24 protein-coding genes are annotated in these 22,473 nt (G+C 65.3%); 10 read left to right on the top strand and 14 right to left on the bottom strand.

The genetic code is table 11. The annotated features are described in order from the left end of the window. Nucleotides 1-15: 15 nt before the first annotated feature. The 10 genes from J0O65_RS06015 to J0O65_RS05970 form a co-directional block, all read right to left on the bottom strand. Nucleotides 16-1,335, bottom strand: a complete 1,320-nt coding sequence (locus J0O65_RS06015; RefSeq protein WP_215405083.1) for a tetratricopeptide repeat protein — start codon at nucleotides 1,333-1,335, stop codon at nucleotides 16-18. Nucleotides 1,336-1,496: 161 nt separating this feature from the next. Next, the gene (locus J0O65_RS06010) at nucleotides 1,497-2,630 is read right to left on the bottom strand and encodes an ABC transporter ATP-binding protein (RefSeq protein WP_215405081.1); all 1,134 of its coding nucleotides are present in this window, start codon (nucleotides 2,628-2,630) and stop codon (nucleotides 1,497-1,499) included. Nucleotides 2,631-2,644: 14 nt separating this feature from the next. Continuing rightward, a complete protein-coding gene (locus J0O65_RS06005) occupies nucleotides 2,645-3,973 on the bottom strand; it encodes an MFS transporter (protein WP_215405225.1) in 1,329 nt (442 codons plus the stop codon). 26 nt (nucleotides 3,974-3,999) lie between these two features. Then, complete coding sequence (locus J0O65_RS06000; protein ID WP_215405078.1) at nucleotides 4,000-4,836, bottom strand: carbohydrate ABC transporter permease; 837 nt, start codon at nucleotides 4,834-4,836, stop codon at nucleotides 4,000-4,002. A 2-nt stretch (nucleotides 4,837-4,838) separates the two neighbouring features. After that, nucleotides 4,839-5,708 carry a carbohydrate ABC transporter permease gene (locus J0O65_RS05995; protein WP_215405076.1) on the bottom strand — a complete coding sequence of 290 codons (870 nt, stop codon included), beginning with the start codon at nucleotides 5,706-5,708 and terminating at the stop codon, nucleotides 4,839-4,841. A gap of 7 nt (nucleotides 5,709-5,715) precedes the next feature. Beyond that, nucleotides 5,716-6,975 carry an ABC transporter substrate-binding protein gene (locus tag J0O65_RS05990; RefSeq protein WP_215405074.1) on the bottom strand — a complete coding sequence of 420 codons (1,260 nt, stop codon included), beginning with the start codon at nucleotides 6,973-6,975 and terminating at the stop codon, nucleotides 5,716-5,718. A 130-nt stretch (nucleotides 6,976-7,105) separates the two neighbouring features. Then, a complete protein-coding gene (locus J0O65_RS05985; protein ID WP_071079063.1) occupies nucleotides 7,106-8,119 on the bottom strand; it encodes an SIS domain-containing protein in 1,014 nt (337 codons plus the stop codon). Further along, complete coding sequence (gene nagA, locus J0O65_RS05980) at nucleotides 8,109-9,221, bottom strand: N-acetylglucosamine-6-phosphate deacetylase (protein ID WP_215405072.1); 1,113 nt, start codon at nucleotides 9,219-9,221, stop codon at nucleotides 8,109-8,111. Before nagA ends, J0O65_RS05985 begins: the two co-directional genes overlap by 11 nt. Further along, on the bottom strand, nucleotides 9,218-9,952 hold the full coding sequence (locus J0O65_RS05975; protein WP_152253728.1) for a GntR family transcriptional regulator: 735 nt from the start codon (nucleotides 9,950-9,952) through the stop codon (nucleotides 9,218-9,220). The genes nagA and J0O65_RS05975 overlap by 4 nt, the downstream gene beginning before the upstream one ends. Nucleotides 9,953-9,954: 2 nt before the next feature. Next, a complete protein-coding gene (locus tag J0O65_RS05970) occupies nucleotides 9,955-10,827 on the bottom strand; it encodes a glucosamine kinase nucleotide-binding domain-containing protein (protein ID WP_215405070.1) in 873 nt (290 codons plus the stop codon). Nucleotides 10,828-11,175: 348 nt separating this feature from the next. On the opposite strand from J0O65_RS05970, the gene J0O65_RS05965 reads away from it, so the two are divergent. Next, complete coding sequence (locus J0O65_RS05965; RefSeq protein WP_034759823.1) at nucleotides 11,176-11,463, top strand: hypothetical protein; 288 nt, start codon at nucleotides 11,176-11,178, stop codon at nucleotides 11,461-11,463. 51 nt (nucleotides 11,464-11,514) lie between these two features. Here J0O65_RS05965 and J0O65_RS05960 read toward each other — a convergent pair whose 3' ends face one another. Next, the gene (locus J0O65_RS05960; RefSeq protein ID WP_215405068.1) at nucleotides 11,515-11,787 is read right to left on the bottom strand and encodes a hypothetical protein; all 273 of its coding nucleotides are present in this window, start codon (nucleotides 11,785-11,787) and stop codon (nucleotides 11,515-11,517) included. Between the two features lie 411 nt (nucleotides 11,788-12,198). Here J0O65_RS05960 and J0O65_RS05955 point away from each other — a divergent pair, with 411 nt between their 5' ends. The 8 genes from J0O65_RS05955 to bufB all read left to right on the top strand — a co-directional run bounded on the left by J0O65_RS05955 (nucleotide 12,199) and on the right by bufB (nucleotide 19,740). Then, entirely contained in the window at nucleotides 12,199-12,723 is a 525-nt protein-coding gene (locus tag J0O65_RS05955) for a hypothetical protein (protein ID WP_215405066.1), read from the top strand. A 51-nt stretch (nucleotides 12,724-12,774) separates the two neighbouring features. Continuing rightward, on the top strand, nucleotides 12,775-14,409 hold the full coding sequence (locus J0O65_RS05950; RefSeq protein ID WP_215405064.1) for an ExeA family protein: 1,635 nt from the start codon (nucleotides 12,775-12,777) through the stop codon (nucleotides 14,407-14,409). Between the two features lies 1 nt (nucleotide 14,410). After that, on the top strand, nucleotides 14,411-15,124 hold the full coding sequence (locus J0O65_RS05945) for a general secretion pathway protein GspB (protein WP_215405062.1): 714 nt from the start codon (nucleotides 14,411-14,413) through the stop codon (nucleotides 15,122-15,124). A 130-nt stretch (nucleotides 15,125-15,254) separates the two neighbouring features. After that, on the top strand, nucleotides 15,255-16,694 hold the full coding sequence (locus tag J0O65_RS05940; RefSeq protein WP_215405060.1) for an alkaline phosphatase family protein: 1,440 nt from the start codon (nucleotides 15,255-15,257) through the stop codon (nucleotides 16,692-16,694). A gap of 67 nt (nucleotides 16,695-16,761) precedes the next feature. Beyond that, nucleotides 16,762-17,298 (top strand): molybdopterin-guanine dinucleotide biosynthesis protein B, encoded by a 537-nt coding sequence (mobB, locus tag J0O65_RS05935; RefSeq protein ID WP_215405058.1) that lies wholly within the window; start codon nucleotides 16,762-16,764, stop codon nucleotides 17,296-17,298. A 57-nt stretch (nucleotides 17,299-17,355) separates the two neighbouring features. After that, entirely contained in the window at nucleotides 17,356-17,556 is a 201-nt protein-coding gene (locus J0O65_RS05930; RefSeq protein ID WP_215405056.1) for a YjfB family protein, read from the top strand. A 241-nt stretch (nucleotides 17,557-17,797) separates the two neighbouring features. Further along, complete coding sequence (locus J0O65_RS05925; protein WP_152254737.1) at nucleotides 17,798-18,100, top strand: BufA1 family periplasmic bufferin-type metallophore; 303 nt, start codon at nucleotides 17,798-17,800, stop codon at nucleotides 18,098-18,100. A gap of 17 nt (nucleotides 18,101-18,117) precedes the next feature. After that, a complete protein-coding gene (gene bufB, locus J0O65_RS05920) occupies nucleotides 18,118-19,740 on the top strand; it encodes an MNIO family bufferin maturase (protein ID WP_215405054.1) in 1,623 nt (540 codons plus the stop codon). Nucleotides 19,741-19,744: 4 nt separating this feature from the next. On the opposite strand, the gene J0O65_RS05915 is transcribed toward bufB, so the two are convergent. From J0O65_RS05915 to fumC, 3 genes are all read right to left on the bottom strand, one after another. Further along, nucleotides 19,745-20,029, bottom strand: coding sequence for a hypothetical protein (locus J0O65_RS05915; protein ID WP_034759786.1), 285 nt, complete (start codon nucleotides 20,027-20,029; stop codon nucleotides 19,745-19,747). Nucleotides 20,030-20,142: 113 nt separating this feature from the next. Then, nucleotides 20,143-20,364, bottom strand: a complete 222-nt coding sequence (locus J0O65_RS05910; RefSeq protein WP_035825476.1) for an RNA-binding S4 domain-containing protein — start codon at nucleotides 20,362-20,364, stop codon at nucleotides 20,143-20,145. Between the two features lie 96 nt (nucleotides 20,365-20,460). Beyond that, on the bottom strand, nucleotides 20,461-21,855 hold the full coding sequence (fumC, locus tag J0O65_RS05905) for a class II fumarate hydratase (RefSeq protein ID WP_215405052.1): 1,395 nt from the start codon (nucleotides 21,853-21,855) through the stop codon (nucleotides 20,461-20,463). 171 nt (nucleotides 21,856-22,026) lie between these two features. Here fumC and J0O65_RS05900 point away from each other — a divergent pair. Then, nucleotides 22,027-22,473: type IV pilus assembly protein FimV (locus J0O65_RS05900; RefSeq protein WP_502793542.1), on the top strand; the 447-nt coding region annotated here is incomplete at its 3' end.

Raw genomic sequence — 22,473 nt, 5'->3', positions numbered from 1 at the left:
TGGAGGGCGCAGGAATTACTTGGCTGCCGCCGCCGGTGCCGCCGCTGCCGTGGCAGGACGGTTCAGCCACATGATCCAGTAGCGGGCCAGGTCGCCCACGCCGTCGCCGCCCTTGACCGTTTCCAGTACCTTGATGGCCTCGTCTTTCTTGCCCGCCATCGCGTAGGAATAGCCGAGGCGCAGCTTGGCGTCTTCTGGACGCTTCAGGCCGCCCTTGGCGATGCCTTTCTGGATCAGGTCGATACCTTTGTCGAACTGGTCCATCGTCACGAAGGCGTAGCCCAGATTGATCAAGCCCGTACCATCCTTGCTCTTCATGGCCGACGCTTCGCCGCTGGCGATGTTTTTCGCGTCGTCGGCGGCAGCCTTGGCGGCCTGGTCGCGCAGTTTCTTGTGCTTGGCCGCATTCGCGCCCGTGCCCAGCACGCCTTTGGCAAAGCCGGCGTCCAGGACTTTTTTCGCTTCCGTCGGGAAGGCGTTCTGCAAGGCGATTTCAGCCATGTCGCTGTAGTCTTGCGGCGGCATGGTGTCGACGGCCTTGAATTGCAGGCGCAGCACGTCCAGCGCGAAGCGGTCCGAATAGCCGGCCTTGCCTTGCAAACGGCCCAGCAGGTCGCTCCAGTAGTCGTCCGACGGGTAGTAGCGCACCAGGTTTTCCATGGCGACCAGGTAGGTGGCCGGGTCCTTGCTCTTCGAACCCGTGTTGGCCAGCAATTGCAGTTCTTCGATGGTTGGCGTCTTGCCCGCTTGCTGCTTGGCCGTCAGGTCGGCCATCAGTTCCTGCTTGGCGCGCGCGAAATCATTGCTGAAGTAATAGGCGCGGATGATGTAGGGGCGCATGGTGGCCACGTCGCCTGTTTCCGTTTGGTAACGGGTGAACCACTTGATGGCGTTCGGATAATCCTTGGCGTTGTAGTGGTAGTTCGCCAGGGCCTGGATGAAGTCGCCCTGGGCTTTCTTGTCCAGCTTGCCCGATTCGATCACCGCTTCCAGCGCCGTCATGGCCATGGGCGCATTGTTGGTGGTCGAGGCCAGCGCCACGCGCAGGCGGTTCAGCACGAACGTTTCATACGGCGTCAGGGCGGGAATGGCGGCAGCCTGGTCGATGCGGCTTTGCACGTCGGCGTAGTTTTTCGCATCCATCGAGGCCTTCACGGCGGTCGGATCGAGCAGCTTGAACACTTCAGGGCGCACCGTATCGGCCGGCGCGGCGGCAGGCGCGCCGGCAGCGGCGGCGGCCGGCTTGGCATCCTGCGCGTGCGACAGGGCTGGCAGGACATTGAGGCCGATGGCGGCCAGGAGCAGGCTAAGACGGGCAAGACGGAATTGGGACATGGGTTATCCTTCAATCAATAACAAAAATACGCACCTGCACTGGCAACCGCAACATCGTGCAGCGGCATTGCCAGAGGGGCCAGGAAGCGCGAAAAAACACTCATTCTGCCAGTCTGCCTGCATAAGTCAAACAGAGGCGGCATGATACAAAGCGGTTATTGTCACATAAACGGCTGAGCGGGTGCGGCAAACGTGCGCGCCAGGGCTTGCCCTTTGGCATCGAACAGCAGGCAGCGCTGCGGCGGCAGATGCAGGCGCATGGCGTCGCCCGCCTGGCGCAAGCCATCCTCGGCCGCCAGTTTGACGGCCAGCATCTCCGTCACGCCCGGCATGCCGGCGTAAACGATGGCCACGTCGCCCAGGTATTCGACATGGCTGACACTGGCCTCGATCACGTTATCGTGCGCCGTCTCCCTGTCCTGCAGGCAGACGTGTTCGGCCCGCACGCCCAGGGTCAGCGGGTCGCCCGGCGCCACGCTCTCGCCCTGCGCTTCGACGTCGAGCACGGCGCCGCCGGGCAGGCGCACGGCCACCGAGCCGGGGCTTGCCGCGACGACCACGCAAGCGATGAAGTTCATCTTCGGCGCGCCGAGAAAGCCGGCCACGAACAGGTTGCCGGGATTGTTGTACAGCGCGTGCGGGCTGCCCACCTGCTCGATGCGCCCGCCGTTGAAGACGACGATGCGCTCGCCCAGGGTCATGGCCTCGACCTGGTCGTGCGTGACGTAGATCATGGTCGTCTTCAATTCCTGGTGCAGGCGCGAGATTTCCACGCGCATCTGCACGCGCAGCGAGGCGTCGAGGTTCGACAGCGGTTCGTCGAACAGGAACACCTGTGGCTTGCGCACGATGGCGCGGCCGATGGCCACGCGCTGGCGCTGGCCGCCCGACAGGTCTTTCGGCTTGCGCTGCAACAGTGGCGTGATCTGCAGGATCTCGGCCGCGCGCTCGACGGCGGCGCGCACCTCGGCCTTCTTGTGCCCGGCCAGGGAGAGGGCGAAGGCCATGTTCTCGAACACCGTCATGTGCGGATACAGGGCGTAGCTCTGGAAGACCATGGCCAGGCCACGCTCGGCCGGCGCGATGTCGTTGGCCAGCTTGCCGCCGATATGCAGCTCGCCGTCCGTGATGTCTTCCAGGCCCGCGATCATGCGCAGCAGGGTCGACTTGCCGCAGCCGGACGGTCCCACGAAGACGACGAATTCACCGTCGCGGATATCGAGGTCGATGCCGTGGATGACGGGGTGCTTGTCGTCGTACAGCTTGACGATATTCTTTAATGCGATGTGTGCCATGGACTGTGCGATTCCTAGCTGGCGCTGGCCGGCGCGGACGTGGCGCCGGCGTCAGCCTGGTCGGAGGGGGCCTTTGGTCCGATGCGCATGAAGCGCGACAGGATCAATACGGGCACGGCCGACACCAGCACCCACAGGAAAAAGGTCTTGTAGCCGAGCGCCGTCTGGATGTCGCCGCTGATCATCTTGAACAGCACGAAGCCCAGTTGCATCACGCCGGTGGCGAACGCATAGTGGGCCGTCTGGTACTTGCCGACGGAGACCACCTGCATCATGAACAGGATCAGGCCGACGAAGCCGAAGCCATAGCCGAACATCTCGACGCTGAGCGCGGCCGTGATCAGGGTCAGGTCGGTCGGCATGCTGTGGCTCAGGTAGTAGAACACCAGGTTCGGCAAGTTCATGGCCAGGATCAGGAAGAGCATGGCGCGCTTGAGGCCCAGCCAGGAAGTGAAGTAGCCGCCGCCGATGCTGCCCAGCAGGAAAGCCACGGTGCCGGCCGTGCCGTACACGGCGCCCACTTCCGTCGTCGACAGGCCCAGGCCGCCCAGTTCGCGCGCTTCGCGCAGGAACAGCGGGCCGATGGTCTGCACCTGCGCCTCGCCGGCGCGGAACAGGATGATGAAGGCGATCATGCCCCAGATGCCGGGTTTTTTCAGGAAGTCCACCAGCACGTCCCACAGGGTGCGGCTGATGCCGGCCACGCTCTTGTCGGCCACGGCCGCATTGCGCACCTGCGGCAGCGCCCACAGGTGGTAGGCGGCCAGCGACAGCATCATGGCGCCGATGATCAGGAAGATCACCGACCAGGCGGGCTTGATGCCGATTTTTTTCTCCAGGTAGCCGGCCAGGATCACCAGGCCGCCCAGCGAAATGAATTTGCCGGCGTTGAAGAAGGCGCCTTGCCAGCCCGCGTAGGCGGCCTGCTGCTTGTCCGACAGGCTGGCGATGTACAGGCCGTCGCAGACGATGTCGTGCGTCGACGAGGCCAGCGCGGCGACGAACAGCACGGCGATGCAGGTGGCGAACCACAGCGGCGTTTGCAGGGCCAGCGCGATCAGCCCCAGGCTCAGGCCACCGGCGAACTGGAACAGCACCACCATGGTCTTCTTGCTCGACGCCAGTTCCAGGAAGGGGCTCCACAGCGACTTGAAGACCCAGGCAAAGCCGATCAGGCCCGTCCAGCGGGCGATCTGGTCGTTCGGCACGCCCATGCTCTTGAACATCAGGCCTGCCACCAGGGCCACGGCGTAGAACGGCAAGCCCTGGGCGAAGTACAAGGTGGGCACCCAGGAAATCGGGCTGCGGACTTTCTTGCTGATGCTGATGCGCTGGTCGTGCATGGAGGCTTCCTTATCGAGAGACGTTTTCATTTGACTGCGCCATCCATGCCGCGCATGAAGAAGCGTTGGGTAAACAGGAAGGCGAGCAGGGTCGGCACGATGGTGATCAGGGTGCCGGCGGCGATCACGCGCGTGCTGCTGCCGAAGGTGCCGCGCAAATACAGCACGCCGACCGACAGGGGGAATTCATCGGGCTTGCTCATGACGATGGACGGCCAGATGTATTCATTCCACGATTCCACGGCCGTCAGGATGCCGACGGTGGCCAGCCAGGGCGTGATCAGGGGCAGCATGATGCGGCTGAAGATCACCCACTCGGAGGCGCCATCGACACGCGCCGCGTCGATCAGGTCTTGCGGCACTTCCTCGAACGCCTGCTTGAGCAGCAAGATGGCCACGGCCGTCACCACGTTGGGCAGGATCACGCCCGTGTAGGTGTCGACCAGGCTCATTTGCGTGATGGTGATGAAGTTGACGAGGAAGTTGACCTCGGACGGCAGCACCAGGGTAGCCAGGATCAGGCCGAACACGAGTTTGCGGCCGCGGAATTTCAGGCGCGCCAGCGGATACGCGGCCAGTGAGCACAGCAGCAGTTTCCAGAACACGGTCAACACGGCGATCAGCACCGAGTTCTTGAAGAACGACCAGATCGGGATGGCCTGGAACACTTCGATGAAATTGTCGAACGACGGCGCCTTCGGCCAGAAGGTGGGCGGGAAGGCGAAGATATTGCCTTGCGTGGAAATGGCCGTCACCAGCGTCCACCAGAACGGGAAGACGCAGACGACGGCGATCGCGCACAGCACGGCGTAGTGGCCCAGTATGTGCAGGCGCGTTTTCAGGGGGCGGGAGCGGCTTGTCATGGTCAGCGGTGCTTCGGTTTCAGATAGCGCAGGCATAGCAGGGCGATGCCGATGCAGAACAGCGAGACGACGAAACTGGCCGCCAGCGCGCGCGGCAGCTTCAGGTGCTTGAGGCCTTGGTCGTAGGCGTAGTACAGCGCCGTGAAGGTGGAGTTCATCGGCCCGCCCTGCGTCAGCACGTCGACTTCCTGGTACGCCTTCAGGGCCGCCAGCACGGACAGGATGGAGCACAGCATGATGGTGGGGCGCAGCATCGGCACGGTGATCTTCCAGAAGCGCTGCCAGCGGCTGGCGCCATCGAGCATGGCCGCTTCCTGCATGTCCGACGGGATGGCTTGCAGGGCCGCCAGGTACATCACCATGTACCAGCCCAGGCCGCGCCACAGGGTGACGAACATGACGGCAAACAGGGCCAGGCTGTCGTTCGTCAGCCAGCCCACGGGCGCGTTCACGAGTTGCAGGGTCAGCATCACGTAATTGAGCGCGCCCTGTTCGTGGAACATGAAGCCCCACATGATGCCGACCACGGACACGGTGGTCACCACCGGCACGTAGAAGGCGGCGCGGAACAGACGGATGCCGGGCAGGCGGTTGTTGACCAGCACGGCGAGGGTGATGGCGCCCACCTGCACGAAGGGCACCATCAGCAGGAACAGCAGCGAATTCTTCAGGCCCGAGACGAACATCTCGTTGTTGAAGATGTAGCGGAAGTTGTCGAGGCCGACGAAGCGCGTCTCGCGTATCAGGCTGTAGTCGGTGAAGGCCAGCACGGAGCCGTAGCCGACGGGCCAGAAGGAAAAGGCGGCCAGCAGCAGCAGGGCGGGGGCGAGGAACAGCCAGGCTTGCACGGTATGGCGGTGGGCGGGTTTCATGCTGTCCTCAGTGGCGCGGCAGGGTGGCCAGCTTGCGGTTCCAGATGGCGACGGCCTGGTCCAGCGCCTGCTGCACGTCCTGCTTGCCCGTCACGCCCGCTTCGACGGCTTTCACCAGCGAGCGGCGCAGCTCGTCGTAGTCGTCGATGCCGGCCACGTACAGGGTGCGCGAGTGGCCCATCGACATGGCGCCGGCGGCGACCGCCTTTTCGGCCGCGCCCGCGTTCTGCGGCGTGGACAGGAAGAACGGGTCGGCCGCCGCCTTGATCGTGGTGGGAAAGACGCTGGCCTGCCTGGCGAAGGCCAGCTGGTTTTCATCGTTCGTCAGGAAGCGCGCGAACTTGCCGACCGACGGCAGCTGGCGCGCCGGCACGCCTTTCGGAATGGCGAAGTGCACCAGCCAGCCGCCGTCGGCGATGCCGGTCGGGCCCAGCGGCGCGGGCGCCACGTCGGTGATGGCGTAGATATCCTTCGCGTCGCCGCGGATGCGCTGCATGGCCGTGGGCGGCGCCAGCAGCATGCCCAGGCGGCCGCCCTTGTAGGCGTCGATCACGGCCGGGAAGTTATCTTCGGCGAACAGGCTTTCCTTCAGCAGGCCGCCGACCTTGTAGGTGTCGGCCAGCTTCTGCACCAGCGCCACGTGCTGCGGCGAATTGAAGACGGCGCGGTTGTTCTGGACCACGCCCATGCCCTGCTGCATGAACAGGCCGTCGATTTTCGACAAGGCGGGGGCGATGCCGGCCTTGCCCGTGCGTTGCGCGATCTGGCGCGCGTACGCCAGCTGTTCATCGAGGCTGGCGGGGCCGCGCGTGAGGCCCGCCTGTTTGAAGATGTCGGTATTGAAGGCGATCACCGCGACATTGCTGTACATGGGAAAGCCATAGGTTTTTCCCTTGAAACGCAGGTCGTCCAGGGCGCTGGGAATGTAGCTGGCGCGCGCCGGCGCGATCAGACCATCGACGGGCGTGAGCAGGCCGTCGCGCGCGAATTCGTCGGCCCAGGGCACGTTCAGGCTGACCAGCGCGGGCGGCGTGCCGGCCACGATGCGCGTGACCAGCTTGGTCTGGATGACGTCCCACGGGAAGTCGATCCATTCGATCTTGACGTCGGGATGCTGCGCCTCATAGCGCGCCACCACCGCATTGAAATACGGCGTGAACTTGGGCTTCATGCTGAAGGTCCAGAATTCGATTTTCTCGGCAGCCCATGCCTGTGGCGCGAGCAGGCCCGCGCAGGCAACAACCGCCAACAGTCTCTTGATCGTCATTTTTATCCTGGAGCGCGAGGCTCCAATGTCCATGAGTCCGCGGCGCGGGTACATGCCCTTGCCGTCGCTTATATGCGTGCTGCTGACGGCAGCCGCGCCCCGTGCCGGGGGCGCAGCTGCCGAAGAGTGCTTAGTTTGTTTTTGTTACCTTGCTCAGGTGACGCGGCGCATCCGGATCCATGCCGCGCGCGGCCGACAGTTTTGCCGCCATCACGTAGAAGGACTGGATGGCGACGATCGGGTCGAGGTCTGGCGTGGCCGCCACGGGCAGGGTCAGGTCGCGCTCGGCCACGTCGGCGGGGGCCGCCAGCAGGACCTTGGCGCCGCGCCCGCGCATTTCCGTGGCCAGTTGCAGCAGGCCGGCCTGGGTCGGGCCGCGCGTGGCGAAAATGAGCAGCGGATAACCGTCTTCAATCAGGGCCATCGGGCCATGCTTGATTTCGGCGCCGCTGAAGGCTTCCGCCTGCAGGGCCGAGGTTTCCTTGAATTTCAGCGCCGCTTCCAGCGCCACGGGGAAGCTGATGCCGCGTCCCACGACCATGATGTTGCGGGCCGGGGCCAGCACATCGATGGCGGGCGACCAGTCGACGCGGGTCGCTTCGAGCAGCGCTTCAGGCAGCGCTTCCAGGCCCGCCTGCAGCTCGGGGTCGTTCTGCCACTGGGCCACCATGCGCGCGCCGGCGACCAGGCTGGTGATGAAGCTCTTGGTGGCGGCGACGCTTTGTTCCTTGCCGGCGCGCAGGGGCATGGCCCACTCGGCGGCGTGCGCCAGCGGCGAATCGATGTCGTTGACGAGGGCCACGGTGGTGGCGCCGCCGTCGCGGAAGTAGCGGATCGGTTCGACCACGTCAGGGCTCTGGCCCGATTGCGAGATCGAGATGGCCAGGGTGTCGCGCGTCACCAGCGGCGACTTGTTCAGCGTCACCAGCGACATCGGCAGGGAGGCGACGACGCGGCCCAGGCGCGCCATGATCAGGTAGGCGACGTAGTTGCAGGCGTGGTCGGAGCTGCCGCGCGCGATGGTCAGCGCGGTCGAGAACGAGGTGCTCCTCAATTTGCGGCCCAGTTCCGCGTAGCGTTCCGTGTCGCTGGCCAGTTGCAGGGCGACGCATTCGGCGGCGGAAATGGCTTCTTTAAGCATCATTGAGGTCACAGATTTCTCCTTCTATATACACAGCTTTGAGTTTGAGATCGCGATCGAGTACCACCAGATCGGCGTAAGTACCGGGGGCCAGCCGGCCGCGTTCTTCCAGGCCCAGGTAATCGGCGGCATTGGTCGACACGCGCTTGGACGCGTCGGCCAGGTCCAGGCCCAGTCCCACCAGGTTGCGCAGCGCCTGGTCCAGGGTCAGGGTGCTGCCCGCCAGGGTGCCGTCGGGCAGGCGCACGCCGCCCATGCATTTCTGCACGGCGTGGCGGCCCAGCATGTATTCGCCGTCCGGCATGCCGGTGGCGGCAGTGGAATCGGTGACGCAGTACAGGCGCGGGATGGCGCGCAGGGCCACCTTGATGGCGCCCGGATGCACGTGCAGCAGGTCGGGTATCAGTTCGGCGTATTCGGCGTGCGCCAGGGCGGCGCCGACCATGCCCGGTTCGCGGTGGTGCAGGCCGCTCATGGCGTTGAACAGGTGGGTAAAACCCATGGCGCCGTGTTCCAGCGCGGCCACGCCGTCTTCATAGGAACCGAGCGTGTGGCCGATCTGCACGCGCACGCCGGCGTCGGCCAGCGCGCGCACCAGGTCCAGGTGGCCGGCGATTTCCGGCGCCACGGTGATGACGCGCAGCCTGGCCAGGGTTTGCAGGCGCTCGATTTCGGCCAGCGTGGCGGCGCGCGCGTAGTTCGGCTGCGCCCCCAGCTTGCCGGAATTGATGTACGGGCCTTCCAGGTGGGCGCCCAGCACGCGCGCCGTGTTCGGGCGGCGGTTGTTGGCGGCGATGCCGATGGCCGTCAAGGCCATGTCGATGTCTTCCGGCGGCGCCGTCATGGTGGTGGCCAGCAGGCTGGTGGTGCCGTGGCGCGCATGGATGGCCGCGATGGTGTAGACGGCTTCGCCGCCTTCCATGATGTCCTTGCCGGCGCCGCCATGCACGTGCAGGTCGATGAAGCCGGGCAGGATGTAATCGTCGCCGTTGCCGGAAGGGTGGCTGGAACTGCCCTCGATGCTGTCGATTTTTTCGCCGAAGGCGATGGCGCCGTGGATCCAGCCGCCGGGGGTAAGGATATTGCCTTGGATAGTGCTGCTCATCTGCGCGACTCCGCTACGAATTCATAATAATCACTGCGGCAATACGAGTGGGTCAGTTCCACCGCCGCGCCGTTGTCGAGATAACTGACACGGGTGATGTGCAGCATGGCTTCACCCGTCTTGATGTTGGCCAGCTTGGCCTGTTCCGCCGTGGCGTTGACGGCGCGGATATGCTGCAGCGCGCGCATCGGGATGGTGCCGCGCGACTCCAGGTAACCGTACAGCGAATCGGTCACCTGCTGCGGGTCCGGCATGTACAGCGCGGGGATGGTGGTCGTTTCGATCGCCATCACCACTTCGTCGGCCGTGCGCAGGCGGCGCAGGCGCGCCACCGGCATGTGCGGCGACAGGCCCAGCGACAGCAGTTCCAGCGGCGCGGCCGAGCCGATGTCGCGCTGCAGCCAGCGCGAGCCGGCCGTGAAGCCCCGCTGGCGCAATTCTTCCGAAAAGCTCGTCAGGCGCGACAGCGGCTGTTCCAGCTTGGGCGTGATGTAGGTGCCCGAGCCGCGCTTGCGCGTCAACATGCCCCGGTCGCACAGCATGTCGATGGCCTTGCGCGCCGTGACGCGGGAAATCTCGAGGATGTCCGACAGTACGCGCTCGGAAGGCAAGGCCTGGTTGGCGCGCCAGTCGCCGCTGGCGATACCGTCCGACAGCATGTTCGCCAGCTGCATGTAGAGCGGCGTGTCGCTGGCCGGATCGGGTTTGAAGGCGGACAGTTTGGCCAGCATGGTCATTGCTCCTGCAAGTGCTTGCGTATCAGGCGCAGGCCGCCTGCGGCCGAGTCGCCCTGTGCCGGCACGACCAGTTGCAACAGTGCCGCCGGCAGATAGCTCGACAAGGGCGCCGCCAGGCCGCCGCACAGGGCCACGGGCAGGGTGCCTGCCGGGTCGAGCGCTTTGGCGATGAGGGCGATCTGCTGGCCCGCGTCCATCAGGATGGTGCGCGCCACGGCATTGCCGGCCGCGTGCTCGAGCACCAGCCGCGCCAGTTGCGCGAAGTTGGTCTGGCTGGCGGCGGCCAGCCACACCTGCATGGCGTCGCGCTGGCCGCCGCAGGCGTCGATGACGGCCGTGGCGAAGGCGCTGCCGGGCACGCGCCCGTCGACCACCTGCTGCGCGTGGTTGATGGCGCGCATGCCGATCCAGGCGCCGCCCGCCTCGTCGCCGGAGGGGAAGCCCCAGCCGCCCACTTCGTGGCGGCTGCCGTCCGCGTGCAGCACTTCGCCCACGCTGCCCGTGCCGATGGCAACGATGGCGCCCGGCTGGCCCGCATGCGCGCCCAGCAGGGTGGTCAGCGCGTCCGATTCGAGCGCCACCAAGGCATAGCCGGGATTGTGTTCGACAAAGCTGGCGGCCCACTGCTTGTTGTGCACGCCGGCCAGGCCCAGGCCGATGGCCATGCGCTGCAGCGGCGGCTGTTCCAGGCCGGCGGCGCGGAAGGCCAGGATGACGGCATGCGCCACGGACGTCCAGGCCCGGTCGATGCCCAGTCCCAGGCCGGATGGGCCGCTTTGTCCCTGCGCCAGCTCCTGGCCGTCGAGGCGCGCCAGGCGTACGCGGGTGCCGCTGCCCCCGCCGTCGACGCCGATTATGTATTCGATCATGTTGTGCAGTCCCGCGTTTGGTTGATTGCGCCTGTCTCGGTTCTTTTATTTGTCGGGCGGCGAAAAAGCTGAAGGCACTATATTGTCGCCCCGATGGCTTGTCAACAGGTATTTAAGTGGTATTAATAAATGCGTTGCGCGCCGGTGCGCCATGCCCGAGGGTGTGATTGCAAGTCATTGTTAATAAAGGGGATTTTGTGCGTCTTGAATGGTATTGAAATTGGCCTTGTTTAATGCCAATTTTTTCCAACTGGTCTGTTGTTCGTCGCGCGGTATTGCTTTTATGCATGCTTGGCAAGGGACGCCATGAAGAGTAAAGTCCGCCTTTTACACCTGAGTTGGAAGAGCATGATGAACGACAAGGCAGCAAAGAGCGAGTACTGGGACGACTGGCAGCAAGAGGCGCTGGCCGCTGGCGTGTCGGCGCCGCTGGCTGCGCTGGGCATGGAAATGATGCGCACGCACCGCAAGAACCGCTGGCCGAAGGATTTCCTGGGCCGCGAAAGCGATGGTCCGGTCATGATCGAAATGTGCCTGGAAGACGAGGCGGAAACGGAATTGTTCTTTATCGAGAACCTGTATCCCTACGATGCGGCGCTGATCGAAAAGACGCGCCGCCGTCTGTGCCTGCACTGATAGCGCGCTGACGCGTGACTGGAACGGCCGCCTTGCGCGGCCGTTTTCATGTCAGGTACTGAACTTTTCGCTGCGAGCCCCCACGCGCACGCGCAGGCTCAGCAGCACGATGGCGACCAGCAGCAGCGACTGCGTGCTCGGTTCGTACGGCGTTGGCGCGCGCAGGCCGGCCTGCGGTGACTGGAAACTGGCCAGCCGCATGGCCAGGGTGGCGGGCGCCGCCTGGTAGGCGAGCGCCTGCATCGGTGGCGTGTCCGCCGCATGTGTGGCGCCGGCGGCCCAGAGCGACAGGAACGTGGCCAGCAGGATCATCTTTCTCATCATATTGTCTATTTCCGCCGAGGGCTGTACGTCGATGACACATGGCCCTGCCGTATGCCGGCCCATGTCCTGTCCCCAGTGCGTATGCTTGCTTTCAGTGCTGCTCCTGCGGCACTGAAATAATATCTTTTTATAAATTTCGTGTATTAAAACATAATAAAATGAAAATGCCTACGTCTTTTTGCAAATAAGCGCATGCGCGGCCTGTGCTAGCCGGGCGGGATCTATTGCATGGGGGAAAATGACGTGGCATTTTCATGGGGGAGTGTCATAATGGCCCAGGCATTTCCGCCCAGGTATGGAGTAGATGATGAGCAAGGCACAGGACAGCAAGAAGGAAGCCAGGAAGGAACCGGCCAGTACCATGAAGGCGGGAGCGGGGATGGTCGAGAAAGAAGGGCGCAAGCGCTGATCATGCGCCTGCGCCGTTTCTTGACGCGCCCGTGGCGTGCGCCGGCCCTGCTGGCGGCGTTCGCCCTGCTGGCCTGTGGCGTGCCCGCGTCCGGCGTGCTGGCGCAGCAGAAGCCGCCGCCGTCCACGTTCGGGCAAGTGGTGGGCAATGCCGTGCTGTGCATCGACCAGATCGACAACAAGGCCTTCTATGCCTATCTGCTGACGGCTTTCGGCCCCGCCTACAAGCATGAAGGGGGCGCCTACTGGTTCCGCACGGACGCCACCTTGTGGGGCGCGCCGATTACCGACGTCATCGTCAGCGACGATACCAGTCCCCTTGTCTTCATGGGCGTGGTGGCGGACGCGACGCCGGAAAAGCTGGAACCGGCCATCCGCGGCGCCTCGGGCCTGCGCTTCAATAAGCTCGACAATTCCGCCTTTCCCGTCCGCGGTTCCGTGCCTGGCAGTAAAATCGTCTACTTCCGCAGCAAGGCGAAAGTCTATTGCGCCAAATACAAACCGTTGCCGCCCGCCCGCACCCGATGAGGGGTTCGGCTTGCCGCTGCGCATTTTGATCGTTTCATCCGCAGGGTCTCCATGTACACGCATTATTTCCAGCTCAAGCAATCGCCGTTCTCGATCGCCCCCGATCCGCGCTATCTGTTCATGAGCGAACGCCACCGCGAAGCGCTGGCGCACCTGCTGTATGGCGTGGGCAGCGGCGGCGGCTTCGTGCTGCTGACGGGAGAAATCGGCGCCGGCAAGACCACCGTGTGCCGCTGCTTCATGGAACAGATCCCGGAAAATTGCCAGCTGGCCTACATCTTCAATCCGAAATTGTCCGTCGAGGAATTGCTGCTGTCGATCTGCGAGGAATTCCGCATCGCCCTGGCGCCTGGCGTGGCCAGCGTGAAAGGCTATGTCGACGCCATCAATGCGCACCTGCTGGCCAGCCATGCACAGGGCAAGAACAATGTGCTGATCATCGACGAAGCGCAAAACCTGTCCGCCGCCGTGCTGGAGCAGTTGCGCCTGTTGACGAACCTGGAAACGAGCGAGCGCAAGTTGCTGCAGATCATACTCATCGGCCAGCCGGAATTGCGCGCCATGCTGGCCCGCCCGGAACTCGAGCAACTGGCGCAGCGCGTGATCGCCCGCTATCACCTGGGTTCGCTGACGGCCGGGGAAACGGCCAGCTATGTCCGCCACCGCCTGGCCGTGGCGGGCAGCACGGCGCAAACGCCGTTCGCGCCACGCCTGATGGCGCAAATTCACGCCATGAGCCACGGCGTGCCGCGCCGCATCAACCTGCTGTGCGACCGCGCGCTGCTGGGCGCCTACGTGGAAAACCAGCCGCAGGTGACGCGCCAGATACTGCGCCGCGCCGCCGGGGAAGTATTTGCGGAAGAGGGGAGGCCGGCGGCAGGACGCGGGCTGCGCTGGCCGCAGGTGGCGGGCGGGGTGCTGGCCGGCGCCGTGGTCACGGCCGCGCTGGCCTGGCATTTCATGCCGCGCCCTTCCACTGTGCCCGCTGTACCGGCCGTGGCCGCTTCGCAGCCGGCCGCGTCCGCCGTGGCGGCGGCCGCCGCATCCGCGCCCGCACCGGTCGGCGCGCCGGATCGCAATGCCGTGCTGCGCCAGCTGGCCAGCCTGTGGGGCGAGCAGTTGCCGGCCGGTGACGCTTGCCAGGCGGGCGCCCGCGCCGGCCTGCGCTGCCTGCACAGCCGGGGCGGCATCGCCGAGCTGCGCGTGCTGGACCGTCCCGCCATGCTGGCCTTGCGCGATGCGGATGGAAATGAACAGCTGGCGCTGCTGACGCGCTTGCAGGACGAGAACGCCACCTTGATGCTGGACGGCAAGCAGCAAAGCTTGCCGCTGGCCCAGCTGGCGCAGCGCAGCGATGGCAGTTTCACGACCTTCTGGCGCGCCCCGCGCGGCTGGCGCGACGAAGTGCCGCTGGGCGCCCGCGGCGCCGACGTGGACTGGCTGGCGCAGCGCCTGGCGCAACAGCAGGGCTTGCCTGCGCCGGCCGCCAATCTGCCGCTCGACGCCGAGATGCAAGGCTTGCTGCGCGCTTTCCAGCAGCGCCAGAACCTGCGGGCCGATGGCCTGGCGGGTCCGAAAACATTCATACGCCTGATGCAACTGGGTGACAATTCGGAGCCGCGCCTGAGCAGCGCAGCTCCTGCCGTGGCGGCGCCCGCTGCGACGGCGATGGTGGCGGGGAAATAAGATGTCCTACATACTTGAAGCACTGAAAAAATCGCAAGCGGAGCGCCAACTGGGCGAGTTGCCGTCGATCCACGCACCGCAAGTGCAGCTGCACGATGCGGCCGCGTCCGGCGCGACGCGGCGCGCGCCCGTCTGGCTGGCGCTGGGCGGCGTGACCGTGGCCGTGGCTGCCGCATTGCTGCTGTGGCAACCCTGGCAGGCGGCAGCCACGCCTGCGCCTGCTGTCGTCCCTGCCGTCGTGCTGGCCCAGGCCGTGCCCGTGCCGATGCCGGCAGCGGCGCCGCTCGCAGTCCCTGTGCCCGCACCTGGACCCGTGGCGGCCCCCGTCACGCCAGTCTTGTCCGCGCCAGCCACGCCCGTGCCGCCGGCGGCCATGGCCGCGCCCGTGCACCATGCCAGGCCGGTGGCGGAACCGAAGCAGGAAACGCCCGGCCAGACCGCTCCCGTCGCTCCCGCCACGCCCGCGCCTGCGCCGTCGGCCGAAGAAAGCGTGCCCGCCATGCGCGACTTGCCCGAGCCGATACAGCGGCAGATCCCGCCGGTCGCCATCGGCGGCTATATCTATTCGAAGAATCCGGCCGACCGCCTGCTGTTGATCGACAAGGTCTTGCGCCACGAAGGCGAGGAGCTGGCGCCCGGTCTGGTGCTGGAAAAGTTGCAGCCGAAGGCGGCCATCTTCAGTTTCAAGGGCTACCGCTACCGCGTGCCTTATTGAGTTGTTGCGCATCAAGGCCGGGCCGCCATAGCTGAACCATACTGGCCTGGCCTGGTCGAACCAGGGTCGCTGCGCCCCTGTGCGCGGCCGGGGAGGTCCGATGATTGCTGCCGCAACCGCTGGCGAGGATATGCCTGATGCGCATGGCTTGGATAAGCTGGCGCGCATCGACCATATCGTCGTGCTGATGATGGAAAACCGTTCGTTTGACCACATGCTCGGTTACCTGAGCCTGGAGGGCGGACGCGCCGACATCGACGGCTTGCAGGCCAGCCATGCCAATCTGCATGCGGGCGTGACCTACCCCGTGCACCATTTGCGGCGCACGGCCTTCGGCCCGCGGCAAGACCCGTCGCATACGGGCCTGTCGGTGGCGCAGCAATTGCAAAACAATAACGGCGGCTTCGTCGACGACTATGCGCAAACGCATCCGGGCGACCCCGACATCGATCTGGTGATGGGGTACTACAATGCGGCCGATTTGCCCATGTACGATTTCCTGGCGCAGCAGTTCTGCGTCTGCGACCGCTGCTACAGTTCCGTGCCGGGCGCCACCTGGCCCAACCGCCTGTATGCGGTCAGCGGCAAGGCGGCCGGCAGCAAGGACAGCAAGCGCGTGCCCCTGTATGCGAACAAATCCTTCGTGCGCCACCTCGAACGGGCCCAGGTCAGCTGGAAGTTTTATTCCGCCTGGAAACCCTGGAGCCTGGCCTTCAGCGACGACCATTACCGCTCCTCCGAACTATATGAGCCATTCGGTTCCAGCGCCCGCCGCTATGGCTTCATCGGCGATGCGCTGGCGGGCGCCTTGCCCTCGGTCAGCTGGATCGATCCGCATTTCTTCGAGAATGACGACCACCCGCCGGCCGATATCCGCGCCGGCCAGGCGCTGGTGGCGCAGGTTTACCAGGCCCTGTCGCGCGGTCCCGCCTGGGCGCGCACCTTGCTGATCCTCAGCTATGACGAGCATGGCGGCTTTTTCGATCATGTGCCGCCGCCCGCCGCCATCGACGACGACCCCGCGTTTCGCCAGTACGGCGTGCGCGTGCCCATGCTGCTCGTGTCGCCGCTGATCGCGCCGGGCAGCGTCAGCCACGAGGTGCTCGACCACACGTCGATTATTAAAACCATCCTGCAGCGCTTTTGCCGCGCCGCCGATGGCGCCTTGCCCCAGATGGGCGCGCGCGTGGCGGCCGCCAGCGGCCTGGGCGCCGTGCTGACCCTGGCGCAGCCGCGCGCGGCGCCCGCCGTGCCCGCCGCGGTATTGGCGCAGCGCGCCGCCTGGGAGGCGGACGCGCGGGCGCAGGATTTCGCCCCGCTGGCGCCAGCCTGCCCGCCCGATGGCGAGCTGGCCGCCGTTGCCGCCGTGCCCGTGCAGTCCGACGCGGAGGCGGGCGCGATTGCCGCCCATCGGCAATTGGCGCGCACGGCCAGGAATGCGCAGGCGGTCAAAACGGCGGTCAAGACGGCGGGCGCGACAGCGCCGAAGGCGGCGGGCCGGCGCCGGCGGCAGGGCGGCAAGCCGGCGCCCGCCGCTACCGGCGATGGCGGAAAACCCGGCGGCGCTTGACTTGGGCGATGCGCCGGGCAATGCGCGGCGCTGCGTATAATCATTCCTTCTCAATCAAGGAGTGACCATGCACGATGCGATGCCCGCACACCCGGTACTCGGTGTGATCGGCCGTTCCGGTAGCGGCAAGACGACCCTGCTGGAATTTGTGGTGAAGGAATTGGCGGCACGCGGCCTGCGCGTCAACCTGGTCAAGCACAGCCACCATGACCTGGCGCTGGAACCGCCGCAAAAGGACAGCGCCCGCCTGCGCCTGGCGGGCGCGGCGGAAGTGCTGGTGGCGTCGCCATACCGTTTTGCCATCGTGCATGAGCTGCGCGGCGCGCCGGAACCGAGTCTGGCGCAGCAATTGGCCCGCATGGGGCCGGCAGACCTGACCCTGGTCGAAGGATTCAAGACGGACCCGATTCCCAAGCTGGAAGTGTTCCGCCCGGCAGTGGGGCAGGAACCCCTGTATCCGCATGACCCGCATGTGATCGCCGTCGCGTCGGACAGTCCGGCGCCGGCCGGTTTGCGCGAGGGTGTGCAATGGCTGGACTTGAATGCGCGCGAGCACGTGCTGGCTTGGTTGCTGCTGCAGTTGGAAAATAAGCTGGAAAAATAAGCTAAAGGTTTACCGGCGGCATCCGTTAACAAGGGTAGAACCTCATTGGAGAAACGTATGGACGTCGGAAGCATTGCTCAACTGTCAACCACGATGGCGGAGACGGGCACGCGGCAAGCCGTTGGCTTGACCGTCCTGAAAAAAGCCCAGGATATCCAAAGCTCGACCGCCACCGCCTTGCTGGCAGCGTTGCCACCGGTACAGTCGGCGCCGAACTTGCCTGCTCATCTCGGCAACCGCATCAACACGACCGCCTGAACGCAGTCGCGCGGCGCCAGTGCGGCGCTCGCCATCGTCACGCCCACACCATCGTCATCGACGGTGGCGAGTGGGCGTTTTTGTTTGTCTCCCGACCTTCCTGTTCGCGCCAATCGTGTTGACTCATTGACCATGGTTCGCCATGGCGCGGCCGATTCAGTAAAATGATGCCGATTCCCTCGCGTTGCCCATGCGCAGCCCGGGGCCTGCCATTACTTTGACCCATGCAAGAGGATTCCCCATGAATAAACGTCAAGCTCTCATCGCCGCCGCCCTCGCGGGCCTCTGTGCCGGCACCACCGTCAACGCGGCCGCGCACGACGGTCCCGCGCCTGGCGACAAGGAAAAGTGTTACGGCGTGGCCAAGGCAGGGCAAAACGATTGCGCCTCCTCCGATGGCGCGCATTCCTGTGCGGGCCAGGCGGAGGCGGATAATCTGCCCACGGAATGGACCTATGTTGCCAAGGGCACGTGCGAACAGGCGGGCGGTTCCGTCAAGCCCATCAAGGCTGGCAAGGCGGCAAAACCGGCCACGCAGCCGTAAGCGTCCGCCGCCCGCCCATGCCGCCGTCCATCCAGGCGCTTGCCGGCGTCGGCTTGCGCGCCGCGCACTACCGCGACTTCCTGGCGCGCCGGCCCAAGGTGGGTTGGCTGGAAGTGCACACTGAAAATTATCTGCAGCCGTCGGGCTGGGATAGCCACGTGCTGCACGCCCTGCGCCAGGATTACCCGCTCAGCCTGCATGGCGTGGGCCTGGGCCTGGGTTCCGCGCGCGGCTTTTCCGAAGCCCATTTGCAGCGCGTGCACGCCGTGGTCGAGCGCACCGAGCCGGTCCTCGTGTCGGAACACCTGTGCTGGGGCGCCGTGGCGCAGCAGCAACTTAATGATCTGTTGCCGCTGGCCTTGAATAGCGCCGCCCTCGATTTGCTGTGCGCAAGGGTAGGGCGGGTGCAGGATGTGCTGAAAAGGCCGATCTTGCTGGAAAATGTCTCCACTTGCCTGCGTTTTGCCGACGATGCCATGAGCGAGGCGCAATTCCTGGCGGAACTGGCGCGCCGCAGCGGCTGCGGGCTGCTGCTCGATATCAATAACCTGTATGTGAACCAGTGCAACCACGGCGAAGACGCCTTGACGGCCATGCAGTCGATCGCGCCGGGCAGCGTGGGCGAGCTGCACCTGGGCGGCCACCTGCTGACGCCGCACGCCGTGATCGACCACCATGGCGCCACCGTGGCCGAGCCCGTCTGGGACTTGTATGCGGCCGCCTTGCTGCGCTTTGGCGCCATTCCCACCCTGGTCGAATGGGATACGGATCTGCCGCCGCTCGATATCCTGCTGGGCGAGGCGGGCAAGGCGCAGACCATGCTGGCGCGCCATGCGCCGCCAACGCCATGGCAGGGAGCATTGCTGCCGTCCCCGCCGCCGCCCGCGCCGCTTGACGCGCTGGAGGCCGGCCAGCAAGCATTCGCCATGGCCTTGCTGGATACGGCGGCACCTTTGCCGTCGTTCGCGGGAACGGTGGTGCGGCAGCGTTTTTCACTGTACCGCGGCAACTTGAGCGCCACCTGGCGCCGCACCCTGGGCCGCGCCTATCCCGTCGTGCAGGCGCTGGTGGGCGAGGAATTCTTCGGCGGCCTGGCGCGCGCCTACGGCCGCCAGTATCCGTCAGATAGCGCCGATTTGAACCAGTTTGGCGACCGTTTCGCCGCTTTTCTCGCCGCCTTCCCGCCCGTGGCTGAGGTGCCCTACCTGCCGGACATGGCGCGCCTGGAGTGGGCCGTGCACCTGGCCCACTACGCGACCGATGCGCAGGGCCTGGCGCCCAGGGCGCTGGCCGCCTTGCATCCCGACCAGCTGGAAGCGCGGCGTTTTACTCTGCATCCCGCTTGCGTCTTGCTGGCATCGGACTGGCAAGTGGCGGCCCTGTGGCAGGCGCATCAGGAAGGGGAGGGGCAGGGGAGGTTTCCGCAGGATATGCAGTCGGCCAGCTATGCGCTGGTGTGCCGGCCCGGCTGGAAGGCGCAGGTGCTGGCGCTGGATGCGGCGGCGCATGCGGCCTTGCACGCCTTGCAGCAGGGACAGACGTTTGGCGCCGCGCTCGATGCGGTGTTCGGGCTGGACCCGGCATTCGACCTGGCGGCGCACTTGCGCCAGTGGCTGGCGCAGGCGGTGTTGACGGCGTGAGGTTTTACTCGAAGGCCCGCAGCAGGCGCGCTTCGCCAGTCTGATCGCGGTACAGGGCATTCGCGGCCAGGGTGGCGTCCATCATGCGCGTGACTTGCTCTTCTTCAAAGCGGGCCAGCTCGGCCGTGGCCGCGACGAGGGCCAGTTCCAGCCTGGCCCGCGCGCTCTGGTACAGGCTGCTGGTGTATTTGTCTGTGTTACGCAGCAACTCTTCCGCGTTTTCTATGACCTGGCGCAAGTCGCCGATCAGGCGCTCCTGGCTGCGCGTACCTTGTTCGGGATGGTCCATGGCGCTTCCCTTCCGCAATCGATATTTATCTGACAATAACGACATACTGCAGCTCGATCCAGGCAGCCGGGCGGGCTGGGCGCATGGGGCGGCTTTCGCGCCCCATGCCGGGGTCAGACCGGGGCGACGACCGTGATACGGATATCGCCCACGCTGACGACCTGGCCGGCGCGGATCTTGGCGGTCTTGCGCAATTCCTTCTTGCCATCGACCTTCACCACGCCGCTATCGACCATGACCTTGCCTGCGCCACCGCTGTCGCACAGGCCGACCAGCTTCAACAGCTGGTTCAGCTCGACGAACTCGGATGTTAAATCAAAGCTTACTTTTTGCATTGTATCCCTTATTGCAATGATGTGTTTTCAACACTTGATGACGTCATCAACTAAGGTCATAGTTTACATGAAGCGAGGGATAGTGCAGGCTGAGCCTTAACTTTTGTTGGGCCGCGTCATTTCCAATGGCACGATCCACGCATGGAATTGCTCTTCCGTCACAAAGCCCAGGGCCAGCGCCGCTTCCTTCAAGGTCGTGCCTTCATGCTGGGCCTGCTTGGCGATTTGCGCCGCCTTGTCGTAGCCGATGTGCGGCGCCAGCGCCGTGACCAGCATCAGGGAACGCTCCATCAGTTCGGCAATGCGGTCACGGTTCGGCGCGATGCCGTGCGCGCAATGTGCGTCGAAGCTGCGCATGCCGTCGCCCAGCAGGCGCGCGCTTTGCAGGAAGTTATGTGCAATCAGGGGCTTGAAGACGTTCAGCTCGAAATTGCCCGAGGCGCCGCCCAGCGTGATGGCCACGTCGTTGCCGAACACCTGGCAGCACAGCATGGTCAGCGCCTCGCACTGGGTGGGATTGACCTTGCCCGGCATGATGGAGCTGCCCGGCTCGTTTTCGGGGATCGTGATTTCACCGAGGCCGGAACGGGGGCCGGACGCCATCCAGCGCACGTCGTTGGCGATTTTCATCAGGGCCGTGGCCAGGGTTTTCAGCGCGCCATGGGCGGCGACCAGCGCATCATGGGCGGCCAGGGCGGCAAACTTGTTGCCGGCCGTCTCGAACGGCTGGCCCGTCAGGCGCGCCAGTTCCGCCGCGATGCGGTGGGCAAATTCCACGTGGGCATTCAATCCCGTGCCCACGGCCGTGCCGCCGGCGGCCAGTTGCAGCAGCGGCGGCAGCGATGCCGTGATGATGTGTTCGGCGAAGTCCAGCTGCGCCACGTAGCCGGAAAACTCCTGGCCCAGGGTCAGCGGCGTGGCGTCCTGCAAATGGGTGCGGCCGATCTTGACGATGTCGGCAAATTCCGTGGCCTTGCCATCCAGGGTGGCGCGCAACTGGCGCAGCGGCGGCAAGACGGTGTTGGCGACGGCCAGGGCGGCCGCCACGTGTATCGCGGTGGGAAAGATGTCGTTCGAGGACTGGCCCAGGTTGACGTCGTCGTTCGGGTGCAGCAGGCGCCCCTCGCCGCGCAAGCCGCCGATCAGCTCGGAGCCGCGATTGGCCAGCACTTCATTCATGTTCATATTGCTTTGCGTGCCAGAGCCCGTCTGCCAGACGGCCAGCGGGAATTCCGCGTCATGCTTGCCGGCCAGCACTTCGTCGGCGGCTTGCGTGATGGCGATGGCTTTCTTGCCATCCAGAAGGCCCAGGTCCAGGTTGACGTGGGCGGCCGCGCGCTTGACGGTGGCCAGGGCGGCGATCAGTTCGGGCGGCATCTTTTCCGTGGAGATATGGAAGTGCTCAAGCGAGCGCTGCGTTTGCGCTCCCCACAGCCGGTCGGCGGGTACGTCGATCGGGCCGAAACTGTCGCGTTCGATTCTGCTACTCATGACATCCCTTTCATCGATGGAGGTGGATCGAGTGTACTCCAGACGTCAAAAAGGCACAGGATGATGCTGTATTGCATCATTTTTGCTGTAGCGCATCTATATTTTTGCGATTTCCTGCCGTTAAAGTCAGGCGAGTTCCCCTTCCTATCCTGTTATCAAAGCGATCAGTCCATGCACAGCAGCATCTTTCCCCGTTGGTCCCTGATCGCGTGCGCCGCCGCCAGCCTGGCCTTGCCGCTCGTGGCGGGCGCGGCCGAACTGGGCGAGGTGGCGGTGCTGTCGCACGTGGGCCAGCCCTTGCTGGCCGAGATCGAACTGACGGCCCTGGCGCCCGAGGAAGCCAGCGGCGTGGCCGTGCGGCTGGCCTCGCCCGACGTGTACCGGGGCGGCGGCATCGGCATGGATCCGGCCCTGCAAACCTTGACGATCAGCCCGCTGGAACGCGGTGGCCGGCAATATGTGCGCGTGAGCACCCGGCAAGCGATCCAGGCTGGCCATGTGCACTTGTATCTGTTACTGGGCAATGGTGGTGGCGCCGTCGTGCGTCTGGCTACCTTGTGGCTGACGCCGGCGCCGCCCGCCGCTGCCGCCGCCGGTGCGCCAGCCAGGCCGGTCGCT

This window comes from Janthinobacterium sp. JC611 (assembly GCF_018682595.1).
Lineage (GTDB): Bacteria > Pseudomonadota > Gammaproteobacteria > Burkholderiales > Burkholderiaceae_D > Janthinobacterium.
The sequence above is the reverse complement of the archived record's forward strand: the minus strand, read 5'-3'. Positions and strand labels throughout refer to the sequence as shown.

What these genes read in the sequence shown, in the direction of transcription:
- J0O65_RS06015 (WP_215405083.1), bottom strand. Translation starts at nt 1,335, where the DNA reads ATGTCCCAATTCCGTCTTGCCCGTCTTAGCCTGCTCCTGGCCGCCATC.
- J0O65_RS06010 (WP_215405081.1), bottom strand. Translation starts at nt 2,630, where the DNA reads ATGGCACACATCGCATTAAAGAATATCGTCAAGCTGTACGACGACAAG.
- J0O65_RS06005 (WP_215405225.1), bottom strand. Translation starts at nt 3,973, where the DNA reads ATGCACGACCAGCGCATCAGCATCAGCAAGAAAGTCCGCAGCCCGATT.
- J0O65_RS06000 (WP_215405078.1), bottom strand. Translation starts at nt 4,836, where the DNA reads ATGACAAGCCGCTCCCGCCCCCTGAAAACGCGCCTGCACATACTGGGC.
- J0O65_RS05995 (WP_215405076.1), bottom strand. Translation starts at nt 5,708, where the DNA reads ATGAAACCCGCCCACCGCCATACCGTGCAAGCCTGGCTGTTCCTCGCC.
- J0O65_RS05990 (WP_215405074.1), bottom strand. Translation starts at nt 6,975, where the DNA reads ATGACGATCAAGAGACTGTTGGCGGTTGTTGCCTGCGCGGGCCTGCTC.
- J0O65_RS05985 (WP_071079063.1), bottom strand. Translation starts at nt 8,119, where the DNA reads ATGATGCTTAAAGAAGCCATTTCCGCCGCCGAATGCGTCGCCCTGCAA.
- nagA (WP_215405072.1), bottom strand. Translation starts at nt 9,221, where the DNA reads ATGAGCAGCACTATCCAAGGCAATATCCTTACCCCCGGCGGCTGGATC.
- J0O65_RS05975 (WP_152253728.1), bottom strand. Translation starts at nt 9,952, where the DNA reads ATGCTGGCCAAACTGTCCGCCTTCAAACCCGATCCGGCCAGCGACACG.
- J0O65_RS05970 (WP_215405070.1), bottom strand. Translation starts at nt 10,827, where the DNA reads ATGATCGAATACATAATCGGCGTCGACGGCGGGGGCAGCGGCACCCGC.
- J0O65_RS05965 (WP_034759823.1), top strand. Translation starts at nt 11,176, where the DNA reads ATGATGAACGACAAGGCAGCAAAGAGCGAGTACTGGGACGACTGGCAG.
- J0O65_RS05960 (WP_215405068.1), bottom strand. Translation starts at nt 11,787, where the DNA reads ATGATGAGAAAGATGATCCTGCTGGCCACGTTCCTGTCGCTCTGGGCC.
- J0O65_RS05955 (WP_215405066.1), top strand. Translation starts at nt 12,199, where the DNA reads ATGCGCCTGCGCCGTTTCTTGACGCGCCCGTGGCGTGCGCCGGCCCTG.
- J0O65_RS05950 (WP_215405064.1), top strand. Translation starts at nt 12,775, where the DNA reads ATGTACACGCATTATTTCCAGCTCAAGCAATCGCCGTTCTCGATCGCC.
- J0O65_RS05945 (WP_215405062.1), top strand. Translation starts at nt 14,411, where the DNA reads ATGTCCTACATACTTGAAGCACTGAAAAAATCGCAAGCGGAGCGCCAA.
- J0O65_RS05940 (WP_215405060.1), top strand. Translation starts at nt 15,255, where the DNA reads ATGCCTGATGCGCATGGCTTGGATAAGCTGGCGCGCATCGACCATATC.
- mobB (WP_215405058.1), top strand. Translation starts at nt 16,762, where the DNA reads ATGCACGATGCGATGCCCGCACACCCGGTACTCGGTGTGATCGGCCGT.
- J0O65_RS05930 (WP_215405056.1), top strand. Translation starts at nt 17,356, where the DNA reads ATGGACGTCGGAAGCATTGCTCAACTGTCAACCACGATGGCGGAGACG.
- J0O65_RS05925 (WP_152254737.1), top strand. Translation starts at nt 17,798, where the DNA reads ATGAATAAACGTCAAGCTCTCATCGCCGCCGCCCTCGCGGGCCTCTGT.
- bufB (WP_215405054.1), top strand. Translation starts at nt 18,118, where the DNA reads ATGCCGCCGTCCATCCAGGCGCTTGCCGGCGTCGGCTTGCGCGCCGCG.
- J0O65_RS05915 (WP_034759786.1), bottom strand. Translation starts at nt 20,029, where the DNA reads ATGGACCATCCCGAACAAGGTACGCGCAGCCAGGAGCGCCTGATCGGC.
- J0O65_RS05910 (WP_035825476.1), bottom strand. Translation starts at nt 20,364, where the DNA reads ATGCAAAAAGTAAGCTTTGATTTAACATCCGAGTTCGTCGAGCTGAAC.
- fumC (WP_215405052.1), bottom strand. Translation starts at nt 21,855, where the DNA reads ATGAGTAGCAGAATCGAACGCGACAGTTTCGGCCCGATCGACGTACCC.